General features: G+C 44.3%; 12 protein-coding genes and 1 pseudogene. 11 read left to right on the forward strand and 2 right to left on the reverse strand.

The genetic code is table 11. From position 1 onward, the window contains the following. Nucleotides 1–91: 91 nt before the first annotated feature. The 3 genes from CA600_RS18960 to CA600_RS18970 all read left to right on the forward strand — a co-directional run bounded on the left by CA600_RS18960 (nucleotide 92) and on the right by CA600_RS18970 (nucleotide 3017). The gene (locus tag CA600_RS18960) at nucleotides 92–868 is read left to right on the forward strand and encodes a DUF6081 family protein (protein WP_256989907.1); all 777 of its coding nucleotides are present in this window, start codon (nucleotides 92–94) and stop codon (nucleotides 866–868) included. Nucleotides 869–906: 38 nt separating this feature from the next. Further along, on the forward strand, nucleotides 907–1860 hold the full coding sequence (locus CA600_RS18965; RefSeq protein ID WP_094872046.1) for a 1,4-dihydroxy-2-naphthoate polyprenyltransferase: 954 nt from the start codon (nucleotides 907–909) through the stop codon (nucleotides 1858–1860). Nucleotides 1861–2021: 161 nt separating this feature from the next. Beyond that, nucleotides 2022–3017, forward strand: coding sequence for a Gfo/Idh/MocA family protein (locus tag CA600_RS18970; RefSeq protein ID WP_094872047.1), 996 nt, complete (start codon nucleotides 2022–2024; stop codon nucleotides 3015–3017). 108 nt (nucleotides 3018–3125) lie between these two features. Here CA600_RS18970 and CA600_RS18975 read toward each other — a convergent pair. Further along, nucleotides 3126–4482: pseudogene (locus tag CA600_RS18975) on the reverse strand (dicarboxylate/amino acid:cation symporter). A 411-nt stretch (nucleotides 4483–4893) separates the two neighbouring features. Between CA600_RS18975 and CA600_RS18980 the strand changes: the two are divergent. The 7 genes from CA600_RS18980 (at nucleotide 4894) to CA600_RS19005 (ending at nucleotide 14729) form a co-directional block, all read left to right on the forward strand. Then, nucleotides 4894–5667: a hypothetical protein gene (locus tag CA600_RS18980; RefSeq protein ID WP_094872049.1), complete on the forward strand. Its 774-nt coding sequence runs from the start codon at nucleotides 4894–4896 to the stop codon at nucleotides 5665–5667. 73 nt (nucleotides 5668–5740) lie between these two features. After that, a complete protein-coding gene (locus CA600_RS31300) occupies nucleotides 5741–7501 on the forward strand; it encodes a hypothetical protein (RefSeq protein ID WP_179281662.1) in 1761 nt (586 codons plus the stop codon). Further along, nucleotides 7431–9461, forward strand: a complete 2031-nt coding sequence (locus tag CA600_RS18985) for an S-layer homology domain-containing protein (RefSeq protein WP_179281663.1) — start codon at nucleotides 7431–7433, stop codon at nucleotides 9459–9461. Before CA600_RS31300 ends, CA600_RS18985 begins: the two co-directional genes overlap by 71 nt. Before the next feature lie 197 nt (nucleotides 9462–9658). After that, nucleotides 9659–9778 carry a winged helix-turn-helix transcriptional regulator gene (locus CA600_RS31875; RefSeq protein ID WP_256989908.1) on the forward strand — a complete coding sequence of 40 codons (120 nt, stop codon included), beginning with the start codon at nucleotides 9659–9661 and terminating at the stop codon, nucleotides 9776–9778. A 255-nt stretch (nucleotides 9779–10033) separates the two neighbouring features. Beyond that, nucleotides 10034–10834 (forward strand): ABC transporter ATP-binding protein, encoded by an 801-nt coding sequence (locus tag CA600_RS18995; protein ID WP_094872052.1) that lies wholly within the window; start codon nucleotides 10034–10036, stop codon nucleotides 10832–10834. Then, nucleotides 10827–12485: a hypothetical protein gene (locus CA600_RS19000; RefSeq protein ID WP_094872054.1), complete on the forward strand. Its 1659-nt coding sequence runs from the start codon at nucleotides 10827–10829 to the stop codon at nucleotides 12483–12485. The genes CA600_RS18995 and CA600_RS19000 overlap by 8 nt, the downstream gene beginning before the upstream one ends. Nucleotides 12486–12713: 228 nt before the next feature. Then, a complete protein-coding gene (locus CA600_RS19005) occupies nucleotides 12714–14729 on the forward strand; it encodes a bifunctional diguanylate cyclase/phosphodiesterase (protein ID WP_094872055.1) in 2016 nt (671 codons plus the stop codon). 95 nt (nucleotides 14730–14824) lie between these two features. On the opposite strand, the gene CA600_RS19010 is transcribed toward CA600_RS19005, so the two are convergent. Continuing rightward, nucleotides 14825–16519 carry a methyl-accepting chemotaxis protein gene (locus CA600_RS19010; protein WP_094872057.1) on the reverse strand — a complete coding sequence of 565 codons (1695 nt, stop codon included), beginning with the start codon at nucleotides 16517–16519 and terminating at the stop codon, nucleotides 14825–14827. A 247-nt stretch (nucleotides 16520–16766) separates the two neighbouring features. Between CA600_RS19010 and CA600_RS19015 the strand changes: the two genes are divergently transcribed. Next, nucleotides 16767–17198: a MarR family winged helix-turn-helix transcriptional regulator gene (locus tag CA600_RS19015; RefSeq protein WP_094872058.1), complete on the forward strand. Its 432-nt coding sequence runs from the start codon at nucleotides 16767–16769 to the stop codon at nucleotides 17196–17198. Nucleotides 17199–17238 lie beyond the last annotated feature (40 nt).

Raw genomic sequence — 17238 nt, forward strand, 5'->3', positions numbered from 1 at the left:
TATTTCTCGCATAAACGCTTACCGTCCATTAGGGACGCTGAAGGCGTTTTTGCTTGTACTAATAATTAACATACAGAAGGAGTGAGCTTTCATGGAAAAGAAGGACAAGGAATTGATGAAGGAAGAACCAAACGCTAAAAGTAACCAAATGGTGCTTGGAGACTTCCACTCTATTTTAGAAGAAGGAAAGGTTTGGAAAACAGGTGGATTTACACTGCCTGATGGATCGTTCTGGGCTTATCGTGAACCGGAAGCGGTAGTTATTGTTCGTAATGATACCTTGTATGTACGTGCCAAATTATCTCGTGAGAATCATCAAGTGCAAATTCTAGATAATGCTAAGCATATGTATTACTCCGCGGAGCCAGTGGAAATTCCTGAGGCTGGAGAGATTAGCTTCGAGCTGCAAATTCGTTGCCGCACACAAGGAACAGCACCTGGAGACTTGTACGACGGTTATGTATCGCTGAACTTGCTTGATTTTACGACAGGTGCGGCGTTAGACTTTTTTGCGGGAAATGATAAATATGCTAGTGTATATGGTATTCTGCCGTTCCCGGGCGTACAAGTACCAGAGAGCAAAGGAACGAAATATTTCTGCATCTTTAAAGAAGATACGGATTTCCAGCCACGTGAATTTAATACCTACCGCATTACGTACCACCGTGGCAAGGATGAGGCTGTATTCTATTTGAATGGCAAAGAGGTACGCCGCGAGAAAAATATTCCGCTCAAATTCAACAACTTTACAGTGGCGCTCGGAATTATGACAGAGAAGGATCTGAGTCCTGAAGGTAGCGTGTCTGTGCATGGACAAACGGTTATTGCTGAATGGTCCCCAGTAAAGATTACAACGACTGAACAGTAATACCTTGCAGGCTCAATTGATAAATAAGGGTGTATGGTGTGAATATTAAAAGCTTTCTAAGATTTGTGGAGTTGCCGACAAAAGTAGCCAGTATGATCCCCTTCCTAATGGGGACGCTGTATGCCCTGTACCGGTTTGAGGATTTTTATGTGTTGCGTTTTGGTTTGATGTTCGTTTCCTTACTAAGTTTTGATATGGCAACGACAGCGATTAACAACTATTACGATTTTAAAAAAGCTTCCAAAACCCACGGCTATGGCTATGAAACGCATAATGCAATTGTACATTTTAAGCTAAAAGAGAGCACCGTCGTGGCGACCATTGTTATTTTGCTAGTGTTGGCTGCAGGGGGAGGGATCGCCCTTGTTACTCAGACAGGTTTGCTGGTCTTTTTGCTGGGTGGACTGTCGTTCTTAATAGGTATCCTTTATTCGTTCGGACCGATTCCGATCTCGCGGATGCCGTTAGGTGAACTGTTCTCAGGTTTGTTTATGGGTTTTGTTATTATTTTTATCTCTGCTTATATCCATACCGACGAGCATGTGGTGTCGCTGCTGCTTCAGAACGGCTGGGTCAGCCTGAATATTAACATTGTGGAAGTGCTATACCTGTTCTGGTTCTCTGTTCCCGCCATTTTAGGGATTGCAGGGATTATGCTCGCTAATAATATCTGTGATATTGATGAAGATATGGAGAACCGCAGGTACACGCTTCCTGTCTATATTGGCCGCCGCAATGCGCTCTTGCTGTTTAAATATCTTTACTATGTCTCTTATCTGGATCTTGTAGTGTTGCTGATCTTGGGGGTTAACCCTATTCTTGTCTTGGCGATTCTACTTACACTGATCCCATTGCACCGAAATATCTATTTGTTCACACAGAAGCAGGAGAAGGCGAGTACCTTTATTCTTGCTGTCAAAAATTTTGTGTTGATGAGCACGGCACGTATGGTTGTGCTTGGTGCGGCTGTCCTGTTAAATATGATCATGTAGCTTCTCCATCGAATTAAAAAGCAGTGTCTATCGGAGTCGAGGCTCCTTTGGGTGCTGCTTTTTTTGCGTTCTGACTGTTCTCTTTGATTAGTGCTGCGTTTCATTTTATGATAAGGTGTCTTAAAGTATAGTAACTAGACCAAGGGAAGAGGTGTGCCGTTATGGTGCAAAAACTTCGCTGGGGGATCATAGGCTGTGCGCAGATTGCGACAGGTTCAGTGATGCCAGCTATCATGAATTCAGATTCGGGAATGATTAAGGCGATAGCGAGTCGTGGCTTGGAAAAAAGCAGCGCTGTAGCCGCAGAGTTCGGAATAGAGAAAGCATATGGCAGTTATGAAGAGTTAATTGCAGATAAAGAAATCGATGCGGTGTATGTTCCGCTCCCGAATCATCTTCATCGAGAATGGGTGATCCGTGCGGCAGAAGCGGGTAAGCATGTGTTGTGTGAGAAACCGATCGCGCTGAACAGTGCAGAGGCTGCAGAGATGGTGAAAGCATGCAACGATGCAGGCGTCCACTTAGCAGAGGCATACATGTATCGGCATCATCCACGGATTGCTGAACTCCAGGACATTATCGCTAGCGGTGAAATCGGAGAATTACGCTCGATTCGAGGTACATTTACTTACAATGATGCTACAGACACTTCAAATATTCGTTTTAAATCGGCTTGGGGCGGCGGCTCGCTTTATGATGTGGGCTGTTATCCATTAAGTGCAGCACGACTTTTGTTTGGGACGGAGCCGGAAGCTGTGACCGTGCATGCGAAGTTCTCCCCTGAGCATGATAATGTAGATATGATGGCTTCAGGGCTGGTAGAGTTTCCAAATGGTTTAAGCTTGATCTTTGATTGCGGTATGTGGGCATATAACCGCCAGCTCTTGGAGATTCTTGGGACTGAGGGACGAATTGAGGTGCCTATGCCTTTCAACGCTAGAGACGAGGATGCGGAATTCTTTGTGTACACTGGCGATGAGATGAGACGGGTTGATGCCACAGGGGCTAATCCGTACATTCGGCAGGTGGATGATTTTGCAGCTGCTGTGTTCACAGGAAAGAGACTCATTGCACCGGAGGATCCAGTGCTAAGTATGCGGCTGGTTGAAACCTGTCTTGCTTCAGCTAAACAACGCCAAAGAATTAGCATGCAGTAATAACTGAATCTTATATGAATCTACAAAAAAACCTCCGGCTTTCTGCTATAAGCAGATGCCGGAGGTTTTTAAAATATAAGAAAGGCGTTTTGCTTGTGTGTTCAGCGTTTAAACTGTACCCACTAGAATATCATCTTCATCGTCATTGCTATTAAAGGCTTCGCGGTCAAATTCACCTTCTGAATTTGCGACCAACAACGCGGTTACAGCTGTTCCCGTTGCATTTACAGCGGTACGACCCATATCGATGAGCGCTTCTACACCTGCAACGATAGCGATTCCTTCAAGCGGCAGACCAAGAGCGGTTAATACTACCGTAGTGGAGATTACGGCTGGTCCAGGTACGCCAGCTACACCAATAGAAGAGATAATACTTACTAAGACCAGCGTAATGTAGTCCGTCCAGTTCAGATCAATACCGAATACTTGGGCGGTAAACACAGCCACAATTGCCGGCCAAATCCCGCCGCAAGCATTAAAGTTGACCGATGCTCCTAATGGGGCGATAAAGCTCGCGATCCGTGGGGAGACATGCAGACGCTTCGTAATGACTTCAAGATTGACAGGAAGTGTTGCGTAGCTGCTTCTGGTTGTGAAGGCAACAGTAATGGTTGGATATATTTTGCGGAAGAAACGAATTGGGTTCACTTTCGCTACCAATAGAACCAACCCGCCAAAGATAAGCACAAAATGTATAATCATTGCTACATATGAGGTGATAATAACACTTCCCAGCTCCTGCAGCGTTTCCCAGCCATACCGAGCGGTAATTCCGGCAATCAGTGCGAATACGCCGTAAGGTGTCAGGCGAATAATGAATTTCACGACCTGATGCAGTATCAGTGTCAATGACTCAATAAGATCACGTACAGGTTTCACGGCTTCTGGTTTCTTAGAACCAATCTTGATGATAGCTACTGCTAGGAAGATAGCGAAAATGAGCAGAGGCACAACTTTTCCCGTAGCTGCTTCATTCACAGGGTTAGATGGAACGAGATCTAGAATAACCTGTGAGAAGGTCGGAATTTCCCGAGCAGCGAAATCTGCGGGTACATCCTGCTGAATGCCTTGGCCGGGATTGAACAGCAATGCCACGGATAGGCCGATAATAGAAGCAATACCCGTCGTACCGAGGAACCAGGCGAAGGTTTTGATCCCTATTTTACGTAGATACTCCAGATTAGTTAAGGAAGAAATACTGTTCAATACGTATGAAGACTAAAGGAATGACGAGCATGCGAATCAAGCTTACATAAATGCTGCCGAATGTACTGATAGCTTTGGTCTCTAAATCGAAGTATTGAAAGAATATTCCGGCAATAAGTCCGATGCCAAGTCCGATAAGTACCCGAGTACCAAACCCGATTCGTTTACGTGCCAGTAGAAACAAAATTGCAAAAACAAATATGGAAGCAACAAATCCATACCAGTTCGTTTCGATGGCGGATAACAAGTTGTTATCTATGTTCACTACCAATACCCCCTTAAACCTAGTTTTTTAATGTGATTAATCCTATTGAGATCAATCTATATAGAATTTATAGTAAAGTCAATGTAATAATATGTTAAAAATAATTAATCCCGATAAAAACCATGGGATAAATAAAAATTGATTGACAAGGGACTGTAGCATGAATAATATGGAACTTAATTGTTAGACCAATTGGAATCGACTGGACAGCCGGAGATTCAACGAAAGACGCGTAATCTGCGTCTCGTTGAGTCTCTTTTTTATTTTAGAGAAGGGAGAGGTAATGGAGGTAAGATGCGAAAATGTAGTGAAGTGGCATGGATCGACTGGACAGCCAGAGATTCAACAGGTACGTAATACGTACCGTGTTGAATCTTATTTTATTTGAAAAGGATGGTACACATTATGAAAAAACTTACGATATCTTTGGTTGCTGCAACTGTCGTCTTTTCCGCACTGACGTATGCTGCAGTATCCGCTAATAAAAAGACAGCAGAGGCAGCATCCATTGAAGCAAGCAGTAATACAGCAGTATCCGTTTCTGCAGCAGCGGCATCTGTAGCTACTTCTGCAGCCGTAGTCGTTGTTCAGGCAGAAGCCACTTCGGCTCCTGTTACAGAAACGGTTCAACCGGAATCTTCAGCTCCAGCCGTGGAGACTGTCTCCGCAAAAGCGACTGCTGCTCCAGACGTAACCGTTGATTCTGGGGAGAAGACTGTTGCCTCTGCAGCTCCAGCGGTGGGTGAAACTCAGCCTAAGGCGACCGTCGCTCCAGCCGTGGAGACCGCTAAGGTAGCTACAACTACAACCACGGTAGCTGCGACTGTCAAAACGCAAACTCAAACAGCTACACCGGTTCCATCGGCTGCGCCTACGGCAGCTCCCAAAGCAAATGTAACGGCTAAAGCCGCTCAACCGACCGCCGCTCCTGTCGTATCTGCACAGCCTAAGGAAACCGCGGCACCTGTAGCCGAAGCAACGGAGACACCTACCAAAAAGGTGATTACCTTCTCTACTACAGAGGTCGTTAAAGCGACTGCTGCTCCAGTAGTTGAGCCTGCCCAACCGAAGACATCGTCCTCTTCTTCATCGTCATCCACGGTCAGCGCACCAGCAGCAGCTCCAGCGGAAACGGTTCAGGCACCAGCACCAGCCGTTGAGGAAGAGGTTTGTCCTTGATGAGCAGCAGGCTCATTCAGGATTCCTTTCAGCTCATATATCACATAAATCGATTTAAGGCGAGGTGCACATAATGATACGACCATTAACCTTTAAAAAAATTTTAACGCTGCTGCTGGCAGCCTCCCTGCTAATTCTGCCTACTCAGGCAGGAAGAGCTTATGCTAATCCGGATAACGCAGAGGCGCTGACCTCTTCCCAAGCTGGCGTTAACCAGTATGATTATTTCAATCATGTTTATGACCGTCTGAATGATCCTAACCATGTATTTAAAACGGCAACCTATGAGGATATCGTTCATCTTTTTGAGAGTGAAGGCACTTACGCTGTTCTGGTTGGCGGTGCTTGGAGCGGGAATACACAGGCCGACATCGGCTTTATCAACGAGGTAGCCAAGGAGTATGGCATCTCTACGATTTATAACTTTGATACTAAGCTGGATGGGGATACCCTTCAGATTGCAGACAGCAATAATAAATTTGCTTACAAATACGTTGATTTAGTAAATAAATATTTGAAGAATTTAAATCTATCCTCAAAGGACGTTCCAGAACGCAATGTTAGCTATACCAATAAAAACGGGGATGTCGTAACGGCTAATAAGATCGAATCTCCATTTCTCTTGGTATACAACAAGGATCACAAGGATGCACAAGGAAATATCGCTCCTGTTGTATCCTATCTGGATAAAAGCTACTCGTGGAATGAGTTCCTGACGAACGGAACACTTGATGCGGCGAAGGTTAATGCTTATAAAGCATCCGTAAGACAGGTGCTTAGTGCCGCTTCTGGGTACAGCACGATCGATGAGTCCGCTTATATCAAGGCAGCATTCAACAAGAACTATGAAGGTGAAAACCCAGGGAAACCTACGATTTTTAATGAATCGGATGGTACGCTCGTTTATGAACATGTTACCTATCATCAGCTGAAGCAAATTTTGGCGAATGAGGGCAACTATGCGATCTTGTTAGGGGGCTCATGGTGTCCCAATACGCAAGCCGTTATTAAATATATTAACGAGTATGCCAAAAAACATAATATCGCTAAGATCTATCTCTTCGATACTAAACTGGACTCGGGTGTGACGGTTGCTGAGCCTAGTAATAACAGTGGTACCGCTGGCAATGCGAATCCGCATAACAACAATGAGCTTCAAATTAGAACAACGAATCATCCATATGCGAAGCTGTATGTCGATCTGGTCCGTACTTATCTGACCAATATCAAGACCGAGAACAATACAGCAGCCAAGCCATCTGTGATTAGTTATGTGAATGAGCTTGGAGACACCGTGATTGGAGATAGACTTCAGGTTCCATATCTGTTCACGTACAACAAGGATAACAAAGATGCAGGCGGCACAAATGCACCTATTCTAGGGCATATTGAGCTTATGTACAGCTGGACGAACATCCAACCGGATTACGTGCAGGCGAATTACCCAGTCGGAGCCAGATACACTAACACTACAACAGCTCTGGATAAGCTATTCTCTAAACTGGAAGCTGTGCCTGCTGGACTTACAGGTGTAGCATCAACCGCAGCAGACAAGAAGGATGGGCAAATCTTGGGCACAAGTTCAGGCTTGGAATATAAGCTGGCTGGAGATACGGCATATACGCAAGTATCAGGCTCAGCGATTACAGGGCTTGCGCCTGGTGTTTATAAAGTAAGATATGCGGCTACATCAGGATCTCAAGGCCCGACGAACGCAGCGGGACCAACGATCATTCCTTATAAATGCTGGAGAAGACGTAAGTGTGGAGGTGCCTGCTTATATCCATCAACAAGCAGCTCCAACAGGTCTATTCGGCGTAGCTCCTACTTCTGAAGCTAACGATGATGGGCAAATTACGGGCTCAGCTGAAGGGCAGGAGTATAAAGGTGTTGGAGAAGCTGATTATAAGCCTGTAACAGGCGTAGCTATCACAGGTCTTACTCCGGGCTTTTATAATGTGAGATTTGCGGCAAAAGAAGGATACAGTGTAGGTAAAGATGCTACTGTTGAAGTTCCGGCCTATGGCGAGCAAGCGGCACCTACAGGATTAGTAGGTGTGGCACCAACCAGTGCAGCTAATGACGACGGTAAAATTATAGGGACTACGAAAGCGCTGGAATATAAGCTGTCTACGGTTACCGATTATGTCTACGCATCAGATGTAGAGATCGTTGGATTGGTGCCGGGTATCTATCAGGTAAGATACGCAGCTAAAGAGGGATTTAACGCGGGTAGAGCAGCAGATGTAATCGTTCCAGCATTCAGTGCAGAGCAAGCAGCGCCATCCGGTTTACAGGGGGTAGCACCTACCTCTACAGCGAACAATGATGGGAAAATTACAGGAACCACGACAGCCTTAGAATATAAGCTGTCTAGTGTAACTAATTATGTGTATGCACCAGACAAAGAAATCACAGGATTAATACCGGGCACGTATCAAGTGAGATACGCAACCAAAGAAGGTTATAAGGCAAGTCCAGCGACTGACATTGTTGTTCCGGCCTATGTGCCTATTTCAGATCCTGGAACAGGTGGATCGGGTGGGAATTCTACACCGATCACGACTACACCAACACCAATAGCAAGCCCTCAACTGGTTGCTATAACAACAACTGGTAACACTGTGAATTTATCATCAACAGCAGCAACCAAAACGGATAAAACCACAGGAGTAACCACAGCAACAATCACGAAGGAAGTGGCTACCGAGCTTGTGAATCTTGCTAAAAAGGCAGAAGCGGATGGGAAGAAAGCCGTACTGGAAATTAAAGTTGCGGCTACTTCTGAAACCCGAACAGCCGAGCTTACGCTACCGAGAGGCATAATTAACGAGTTGGTCTCTGGCACAAAGACCGAGATTACCGTTTATTATGAGAATGTAGGTGCGATTACGCTCGATGCCAAATCTTTGGCAAGTATCAGCGCAGCCTCGGATGCAGGGGATATTGTCATAACCATTGCTAAGGTTTCGTTAACGGCAGAAGGTAAGGCTGTTCTCGGGGACAGACCCGTTTATGATTTGTCGGTAAAAGCAGGTCAGAGTATCATTTCCACCTTTGGTGGGGGCATTATCCATATCAGTGTGCCGTATACACTGCAAGCAGGAGAGCAGAAAGATGCGGTCATCGTATACCATATCAATGCCAACGGAAGCCTGGAGAATGTACGCGGGAATTATAACGCTGCCAAGGGAACCGTAGATTTTGTTACCACACATTTCTCCCAATATATTATTGGATATAACAAGGTGAGCTTTGCGGATGTTTCAGAGACTTCGTGGTATAGCAGTGCAGTAGGTTATCTTGCGGCACGCAGTATCACATCCGGTACGGATGCAGAGCATTACAGTCCGAATGCTGCAATAACTAGAGGGCAATTCATAGTCTTGCTCTTGAATGCTTATGGAATCATACCCGACGCTACCGCAACTGATAATTTTGCGGATGCGGGCAATACGTATTACACGAACTATCTCGCGACTGCTAAGCGCCTTGGGGTAGCCGCAGGTTCGGGAGATAATCAATTCCAGCCAGAGGTTCAGATCACTAGACAGGAGCTATTTACACTTCTGTATCGCTCACTTGTAGCGCTAGGTGAACTGCCATCCGAGAAGAAGGCTGTAACTCTTTCTGATTTTGGTGATGTAGGGGATATTGCTGGCTATGCACAGGAAGCCCTTCAGGCTCTGGTGGAAAGAGGTGTAGTAACCGGAGCGAATAGCAAGCTGAGTCCTAAAGAAGTTACTACAAGAGCGCAAGCGGCACAGGTCATTTATAATCTATTATCGAAATGATTGAGCGGTAGCTGAATGTAACAGTAGAACCCCCCTGCAAAAAAAAGCAGGGGGGTTCTACTGTTAAAACTTAATGCAGATTTTTCAGAAGTGTACATGGAAGATGGAATCATTTGTTACAGTGATATCAGAAGACGAATCGAAGGCATCTCTAAAAAATGCTAACTCAAACTTTGCGGTAACTGGAACAAGATGGATTGATAGAGCACGAGATTACACCTTCCGTTCCACCCGTCGTAGAGTATTCCCTAACACCCCTAGGGGTATCGTTACTTGAGCCTATGAGAGCATTAAATCAGTGGACGAGTCGAAATTAAGTATGGGTTTAAAAGACCAGAGCTTCATATGATCAAGTGGATCAAACAGAATAATTTGCGAGGGATAGATCTCTTCACTCTAAGGGGGAACCAATGGTTCTCCCTTTTGTGCTGAAAAAGGCATTAACATTCATAAATATAAGATTAGTGAGTTAAATTATGGAGTGGGATTCAGTTGAATGATACAATTATTGTAATTTCATGGAATAGTAATTCTTAACATCGTCAATTAGTCGCTAGAGAGGGGATTAGGATATGGGCCTTGCTGATGATCCAGTCATTGCGATTTCTGGTTTATGGATGAACTACACGGACCGAATGGTGCTAAGGGGCATTGACCTTAAGGTATACAGAGGACAAATTATTGGCTATATCGGCCCTAACGGGGCAGGAAAGAGCACAACTGTTAAGATTATGCTCGGTCTGGTAGAAGGCTATAACGGCAAAGTAGAGATTTTCGGTAGGGATATTGCTGATGGAGATGTTTCTTACAAGAAAAGAATAGGATACGTGCCGGAGGTGGCCGAATTATATGATAGTCTCACCGCTAGAGAGTATCTAACCTTTGTAGGTGAGTTGTATGGCATGAAGCGTAGTGATGTGGACTACAAAGCTGGAAAATTAATGGCCTTACTAGGTCTTGAGAAGGCTTATGATTCGCGGATCGCAACCTTCTCCAAAGGGATGAAACAAAAGGTACTGCTGATCTCCAGCATGCTTCATGATCCCGATATTCTGTTCCTAGATGAACCGTTAAGCGGTCTGGATGCCAATAGCGTAATGGTAGTAAAGGAGATTTTTGCATCTTTGGCGGCAAGGGGCAAGACCATTTTCTATTCTTCACACATCATGGATGTGGTTGAGAAGATCAGTAGCCGGATTGTTTTGATCGATGGTGGAGATATCGTGGCGGATGGGAGCTTTGCTGAGTTAAGAGAGAAGGGCCGCGAAGGGTCGCTTGAGGATATTTTTAATCAGTTAACTGGATTTGATAAATACCGTGATATTGCTGGGGAATTTGTTGCGGTCATGCAAGAGGTATCTTCTCATGACTGATTTCTATGTGCTGAAGCTTCTGGATAAGCTGCGAGGTGGGTTTAGCCGAATCGGAGTTGATTATGATGTGATGCGGAGTATTCTGCAGGTCAAACTGACGATGGACGGAAGAAGAACACCGACAGTGCTGGCTGGAATGCAGAAAAAGGAGGAGAAGAAAGAGGGCTCGCCGCTGCGTGTGCAATGGATTTATTTACTTTTTGGCGTCATGTTAGTTCCTCTTATGATGTTAACGGGCAATTATATGCTACAAATGAGCCTTGTATTTGGCGTAGTGATGTTTATGATTACGACCACGCTGATCTCTGATTTCTCTTCCGTGATGCTTGATCTTCGGGACAAAAACATACTTGCTTCAAAGCCAGTGAACCGCCGTACCTTGAACATGGCGAAGAGCATCCACATTCTCATTTATTTATTTTCAGTGACGCTGACATTGACCGGACCTTCGCTGATTTTGTGCCTGTTTAAACAGGGAGTACTATTTTTTCTAATATATGCTTTTGAGATCATTCTGATGGACTGCTTTATCCTCGTTATTACGGCGTTGCTTTATTTACTGATCATGAAGTTTTTCGACGGGGAGAAGCTCAAGGATATTATTAATTATGTACAGATCATTTTGACTATAGGGATTACAGTAGGGTATCAGCTCGTAGTTAGATTGTTCGATATTGCTGAATTGAGCCTCTCTTTTAAGCCGGCATGGTGGCAGTATCTGATTTCTCCGATTTGGTTTGCGGCTCCCTTTGAGATGTTGATTGGCGGGGCCAGAGATACACACTTCGTCGTGCTTTCAGTACTAGCTTTAGTAATTCCGGTTCTGCTGATTGTGGCGTATGTTAAACTGATGCCTCTATTCGAAAACAGCTTACAGAAGCTTTCAGAGCAAGGGAATGTTGGCAACAGTAACGCCCGAATGGTGGACTGGTTGTCGAAAATAACTTGTAAGAACCCGTTAGAGGGAATGTTCTTTCGTTTTAGCTGGTCAATGATGAAGAATGAGCGTGACTTCAAGTTAAAGGTATATCCGGCAATCGGTTATTCCATTGTCTTCCCGTTCATTTTTATATTTGGGATCTTTTGGGATGGGAATGCATCGTCTATCAAGGATTCAAACACTTTCCTGATGATTTATTTCGGTGCGACGTTACTTCAGACGGTTGTTCTAATGCTAAGGTACTCTGCGGGTTATAAAGGCTCTTGGATTTATAAGCTGATTCCTCTGCCGAACACCGCACCCATCTATCGTGGAATGCTTAAGGCAGCGATAGCTCGCCTGCTATTACCTTTATTCGCTATAGAAGCGATAGTGTATCTTTGGTTGTTTGGGCTGCGAATTATACCAGACTTGGTAGTTGTGCTGTTTGCAATGCTGATCTATGGAGTCATTTGTTTCCGTTCTTATCCTCCGGTACTACCTTTCTCAGAACGTTATGAGGCAGCTAAACAGAAGGATTACACTGCAAATTCCTTTGGGTTATTATTTTTGCTGATGGGGATGGCAGGTATTCATTATGTCTTTACTTTGTTTATGGGTGGAATTTATATCTACCTGTTGGTACTGGTAGTTTTGAATCTATGGATTTGGCGAATTACCTTTCCAAAAAATATATCATTAACAGGTCATAATTCAAGTTTTCCGGGTTGAGTAATGTGTCAAATATGGACATTTTTCGCGAAATAAAAAAAGGGTATAAATTCCAGTATTTACTTAGACAATCTTCTGAATACAGAGTAGAATACATCTAAAGTTTCTTTTTATGGATAACCTATAATCTTTACGCACTCTTCCATATCTGATATTCGTGTACTGATTTTTTACTTGAGAAATACGCTGAGTGATTACGGGATTCAAAACCGGTGAAGAGGTTAATTAATGGATAAAATGGGAATCCACTATAATGTATGGATTGTTTTACTATCATTTGTGCTAGCGGCGACAGTTACTTATTCTGCACTGAATCTGATTTCGCAAGTTTCGCGTTCTACTGGCAAAATCCGACGTCTGTGGTTGATCTCGGGAGCATGTGTGTTAGGCTGCGGTATTTGGGCAATACATTATGTTGGGATAATGGCGAATCGCTTTCCAGCGGAGGTCAATTATTATCCAGGCAGATCTATAATATCACTATTGGTGGGTGTGTTATTCTGCTATTTGGCATTCCGGATCACATCTGTTCCTCAATTAAGGATATGGAATTTAGTAGTAGGTGGTATTCTCTTGGGAAGCGGCTTTTCGGCTATGCACTATATCGGAATGTCTTCTATAAAGATTGTGACGAGGATTCATTATGATATATGGATTCAAGCCGCTGCTGTAATTCTGGTTTTGGTTTCGTCTTATATCGGATTATTGATGTTTCACAAGTTTAAAGAATGCGCGGGGTTTCAGCGATGGAAGCTATACTCGGCGTTGTTTATTGGATTTTCAGTTACCGGATTGCATTACACAAGTGTAAAGGCTAGTCATTTTGAATATAACAACTTGCCTGGAAGCAAACCTTTTTTTGTGGAGACGGATGTTATACTGTTAATGGCATTTTCGCTGGCAGCGTTACTTATGCTCGCAGTTTCTGCTGGCGCCGTATTTCTGGATCGCCATGTGCTTGAACGAATGGCATATCATGATCCACTAACAGAGCTGCCGAATCGACATGGACTAGAACGCTATTTTAAAGATGAATTTTTTGAAAGTGGATCTGGTGCTGTTTTTATTGTGGATTTAGATCGCTTTAAGTCAATTAATGATACGCTGGGACATGATATAGGTGATATGTTACTACAGGAGGTTGCTGTTAGATTAATCCGTTCTGTAGGAGATAAAGGGAAGACCTTCCGTTTAGGCGGTGACGAATTCCTGATTGCTCTGCCAGATTGCACGCTGGAGGGTGCGCAGGAAGAGGCGGCGCATATTATGCATGAACTTAAGAAATTCTATCGTATTCAGGGCAACGAGCTATATGTTACTGCAAGCGTTGGAATTAGTATGACTCCTTTGCATGGGACTGACCGCTCAGCGCTAATGAAGGCTGCGGATACGGCTCTTTATACTTCTAAGGATTCAGGTAAGAATAAATGGAGTGTGTTCGACCAAGAAGTAAATCGCAATCAGTTGCGGCGGATGTCGCTAGAGAAGGATCTTCGAAAAGCATTGGCTCGTTCTGAGTTTATGGTTGTGTATCAGCCGAAATGGGACTCTTATATGAATGTTACGGTGGGGCTTGAAGCGTTACTGCGCTGGAGACACCCAGAACATGGGATTATTTCACCAGGAGAGTTCATTCCTATTGCAGAGGAGACCGGACTGATCGTTCCGATTACCTATTGGATGTTACATGATGTGTGTAGCCAGAACAGGTTCTGGCATAAGGAAGAGATAGCTAACGTACCGGTCTCTATTAATATGTCCGCACGGATGTTTGAGGATGGAAGTCTATACGATGTTGTAGCGGAAGCACTCACATGTTCAGAATTAGAGCCACACTTTCTCGAACTGGAGATTACAGAGTCCATTGCGATGCATAACATGAAAGAGACGGTTGCACAGCTGTCTAGACTTCGAATGCTTGGGGTAAGAGTATCGCTGGATGACTTTGGGACAGGCTTTTCCTCCCTTGGTAATTTGGATGAGATCCCAGTGAACACACTCAAGATTGACCAAGTATTTATTCGTAACAGCAAGATGCACTCCAAGAAAGCTATTATCAGCAATATTATTGCGATTGCGACTCATCTTAATATGGAAGTCGTGGCGGAAGGTGTGGAGACACCAGAGCAGATTGAATTGCTGAAATCACTGGGCTGTAGAGTCATGCAGGGTTATTATTACGGTCGGCCGATGCCTGTACATGAGCTGGGTGAGTGGTTTTTAGCGCATACGGCAGCGTCGTGATCTCAATACATAGAAGAGGGGCTAGCGACCAAGCAGAATTTCTCTGCTTGGTCGCTAGCCCCTTTAAGTTTAAGAACTTACATGGATGAGAAGGATTATACTCTGAAGCGTTCAATTAGAATCTGTAGCTTCTCAGCTAGCGAGGACAGGAAACCTGCAGCTGACTCCACTTCTTCCATGGCTGCAAGCTGCTCTTGTGAGGAGGCGGATAATGTTTCCGCACCACTTGCTGTCTGATTAGCGACGTCTACAATATTCTGTAGAGTAGTAACGAGACCATCGGAGATGAAGGCTAGTTCGCGGACTGTACCGGAAATCTGCTGACTTTGTGAAGCCATCCCAGAGACAGACATTTCAATCTCGGAGAAGGATTGACCTGCCGTTACGATTAATTCCCGGCCTTGCTCCATCTCTTCTGTAGAGCGCTTCATGGTTTCTCCTGCATGGTCCATCTGATTTACAATGATGTTTACGAGTTGACCGATTTGGGCAGCGGATTGGGCGGAACGTTCGGCAAGCTTGCGTACGGATTGTGCAACTACCGCAAAGCCTCTTCCCTCTTCTCCGGCTCTTGCAGCTTCAATGGCTGCATTCAGCGACAGCAGATTGGTTTCTCCTGCGATACTTGCAATCGTGCCCACGATATTCTCGATTTCCTTGGAGTAGCCGCCCAAGGTTTCAATAATGACAGCTAAATCAGTGATGCTGTCACTGACGACGCTCATCTGCTGCGTAGTAGAATCCATTGCTTCTCGACCTGTACGAGCCTTTTCAGCGTTACTGGTAGCATTATTCATTGCGTTATCTGCATTTCCTGCAATCTCTGAAATGAAGTGTGACAAATCTTGTACAGACTTATAACCACCCTCCAAATTTTGCAATTGTGTATTAGCTCCATCAGCAAGCTCAATCGAAACGTTCACACTGTACTCACCAGCACGATTAGTTTCTTGCGCACTGGCAGAGAGCTCTTCAGATGAAGATGCTACCTGCATGGAGGTTTCATTGACCTCGGTAATGAGCATGCGCAAGCTCTGTGTCATGCCGTTGAAATTTCGAGCTAGTGTACCAATCTCATCCTTGCTGTTGAATGATATAGGATCATGAGTAAGATCACCCTGTGCAACAAGATTTACGCCTCGGGATAGCTTCGTTAGTGGACTTACCATTCGGCGGATTAAGAGGTATGCTGCCACAATAGCAATAACTAGAATGGAAGTCCCGATAATAAAAGGCTGAACAATGATGTCCCGGGTCCGTTCTTGAATTAAAGGGCCATCAAAGTTAATAGCCATTAGCGCAACTATAGGCTTGGACGGATCATGATCCTGATAGATGGGGCCGTAACCCGTCTTAAGTGAGGTACCTTCGTATGTATAAACCTTGGAGTAAGCGGAATGCTTAGATTTAGTGATCATTTGCTTCTCTTCATCTGAGAAATAAAAAGTGTCGCCTGCTTTATAACCTCTTGCTTTGAAACTTGAATCAGCGGCGAGTATCTTACCGTCTAGCGATAAAATGAACGCCTCTTTAAAAATAGCCTTATGTGCCACAATCCAACCGATCCGGTCCTCGACAGCCTCCAGTTTGCTTTGATCTCCTGCAATTAAGGCGGTAATGTCTGAGGGGTCAATCAGTCCGGTTGTAATATTGGCGCAGCCTACCAATTCAATACCTGCTGCTTCGTCTACTTGCTTGTAAGCAGTACGGTATCCGAAGAACCCGATGGATGATCCAACAAGAAGTAACACGATAAACATCATCCAAGTTAATTTAGTTGCCAATTTCATTTTTTGCACCAACCTTGACAAATTATGTTTTCGGTGACAATCGATCTCACTGCTACGATTATAGCGTATCGTTAAGCCTAGAACCTTACATAGAATATAGTATTTTTGTGTCGGAAATTGTAAATTGGTGGAATATTTATGGAAATAAACGTGATTATGAAATGTTTAGTAGACAAAAGCATTGAATCCTAACCAGTTCTAGTGGTACGCTTGAGTTATTAAAAACGGATTGGGAGTTGAAACAAGGATGCCGCATCAATTAGATCCGTTAATAGAGCGTCTTGGATTATCTATGTGGAGAGTACAACGTAAGATCATGTCACAAATGTCATTGCACAAAGAACTCGGACTTACCGTACCTCAGATGGGTCTGTTAAATATAGTAGCGAAAGAGAAGCAGTCGCGGGTTATACAACTGGCGGAGTCTATGGAGGTCAAATCGAGTGCCATTACAGTGATGTTGGATCGTCTGGAAGTGCTGGGTTTCATTAAGCGTGAGACGGATGGAAAAGATCGGAGAGCGGTTGTCGTAACCATCACCGAGCTAGGCCAGCGGACACTTGAAGAAGGACATTTCCGTTCAAAACAGCTGCTTGCTGAACATTTATCTATACTGAAACCGGAAGAGCTGCAAAATTTTGCAGAGTACTACCGTATGATCGAGGATCAGGAACGGTAAATCTCCAGGTTTAGTATATTGATACAGAAAAAGGCCACCT

This window comes from Paenibacillus sp. VTT E-133280, assembly GCF_002264385.1.
Lineage (GTDB): Bacteria > Bacillota > Bacilli > Paenibacillales > Paenibacillaceae > Paenibacillus_AQ > Paenibacillus_AQ nitricinens.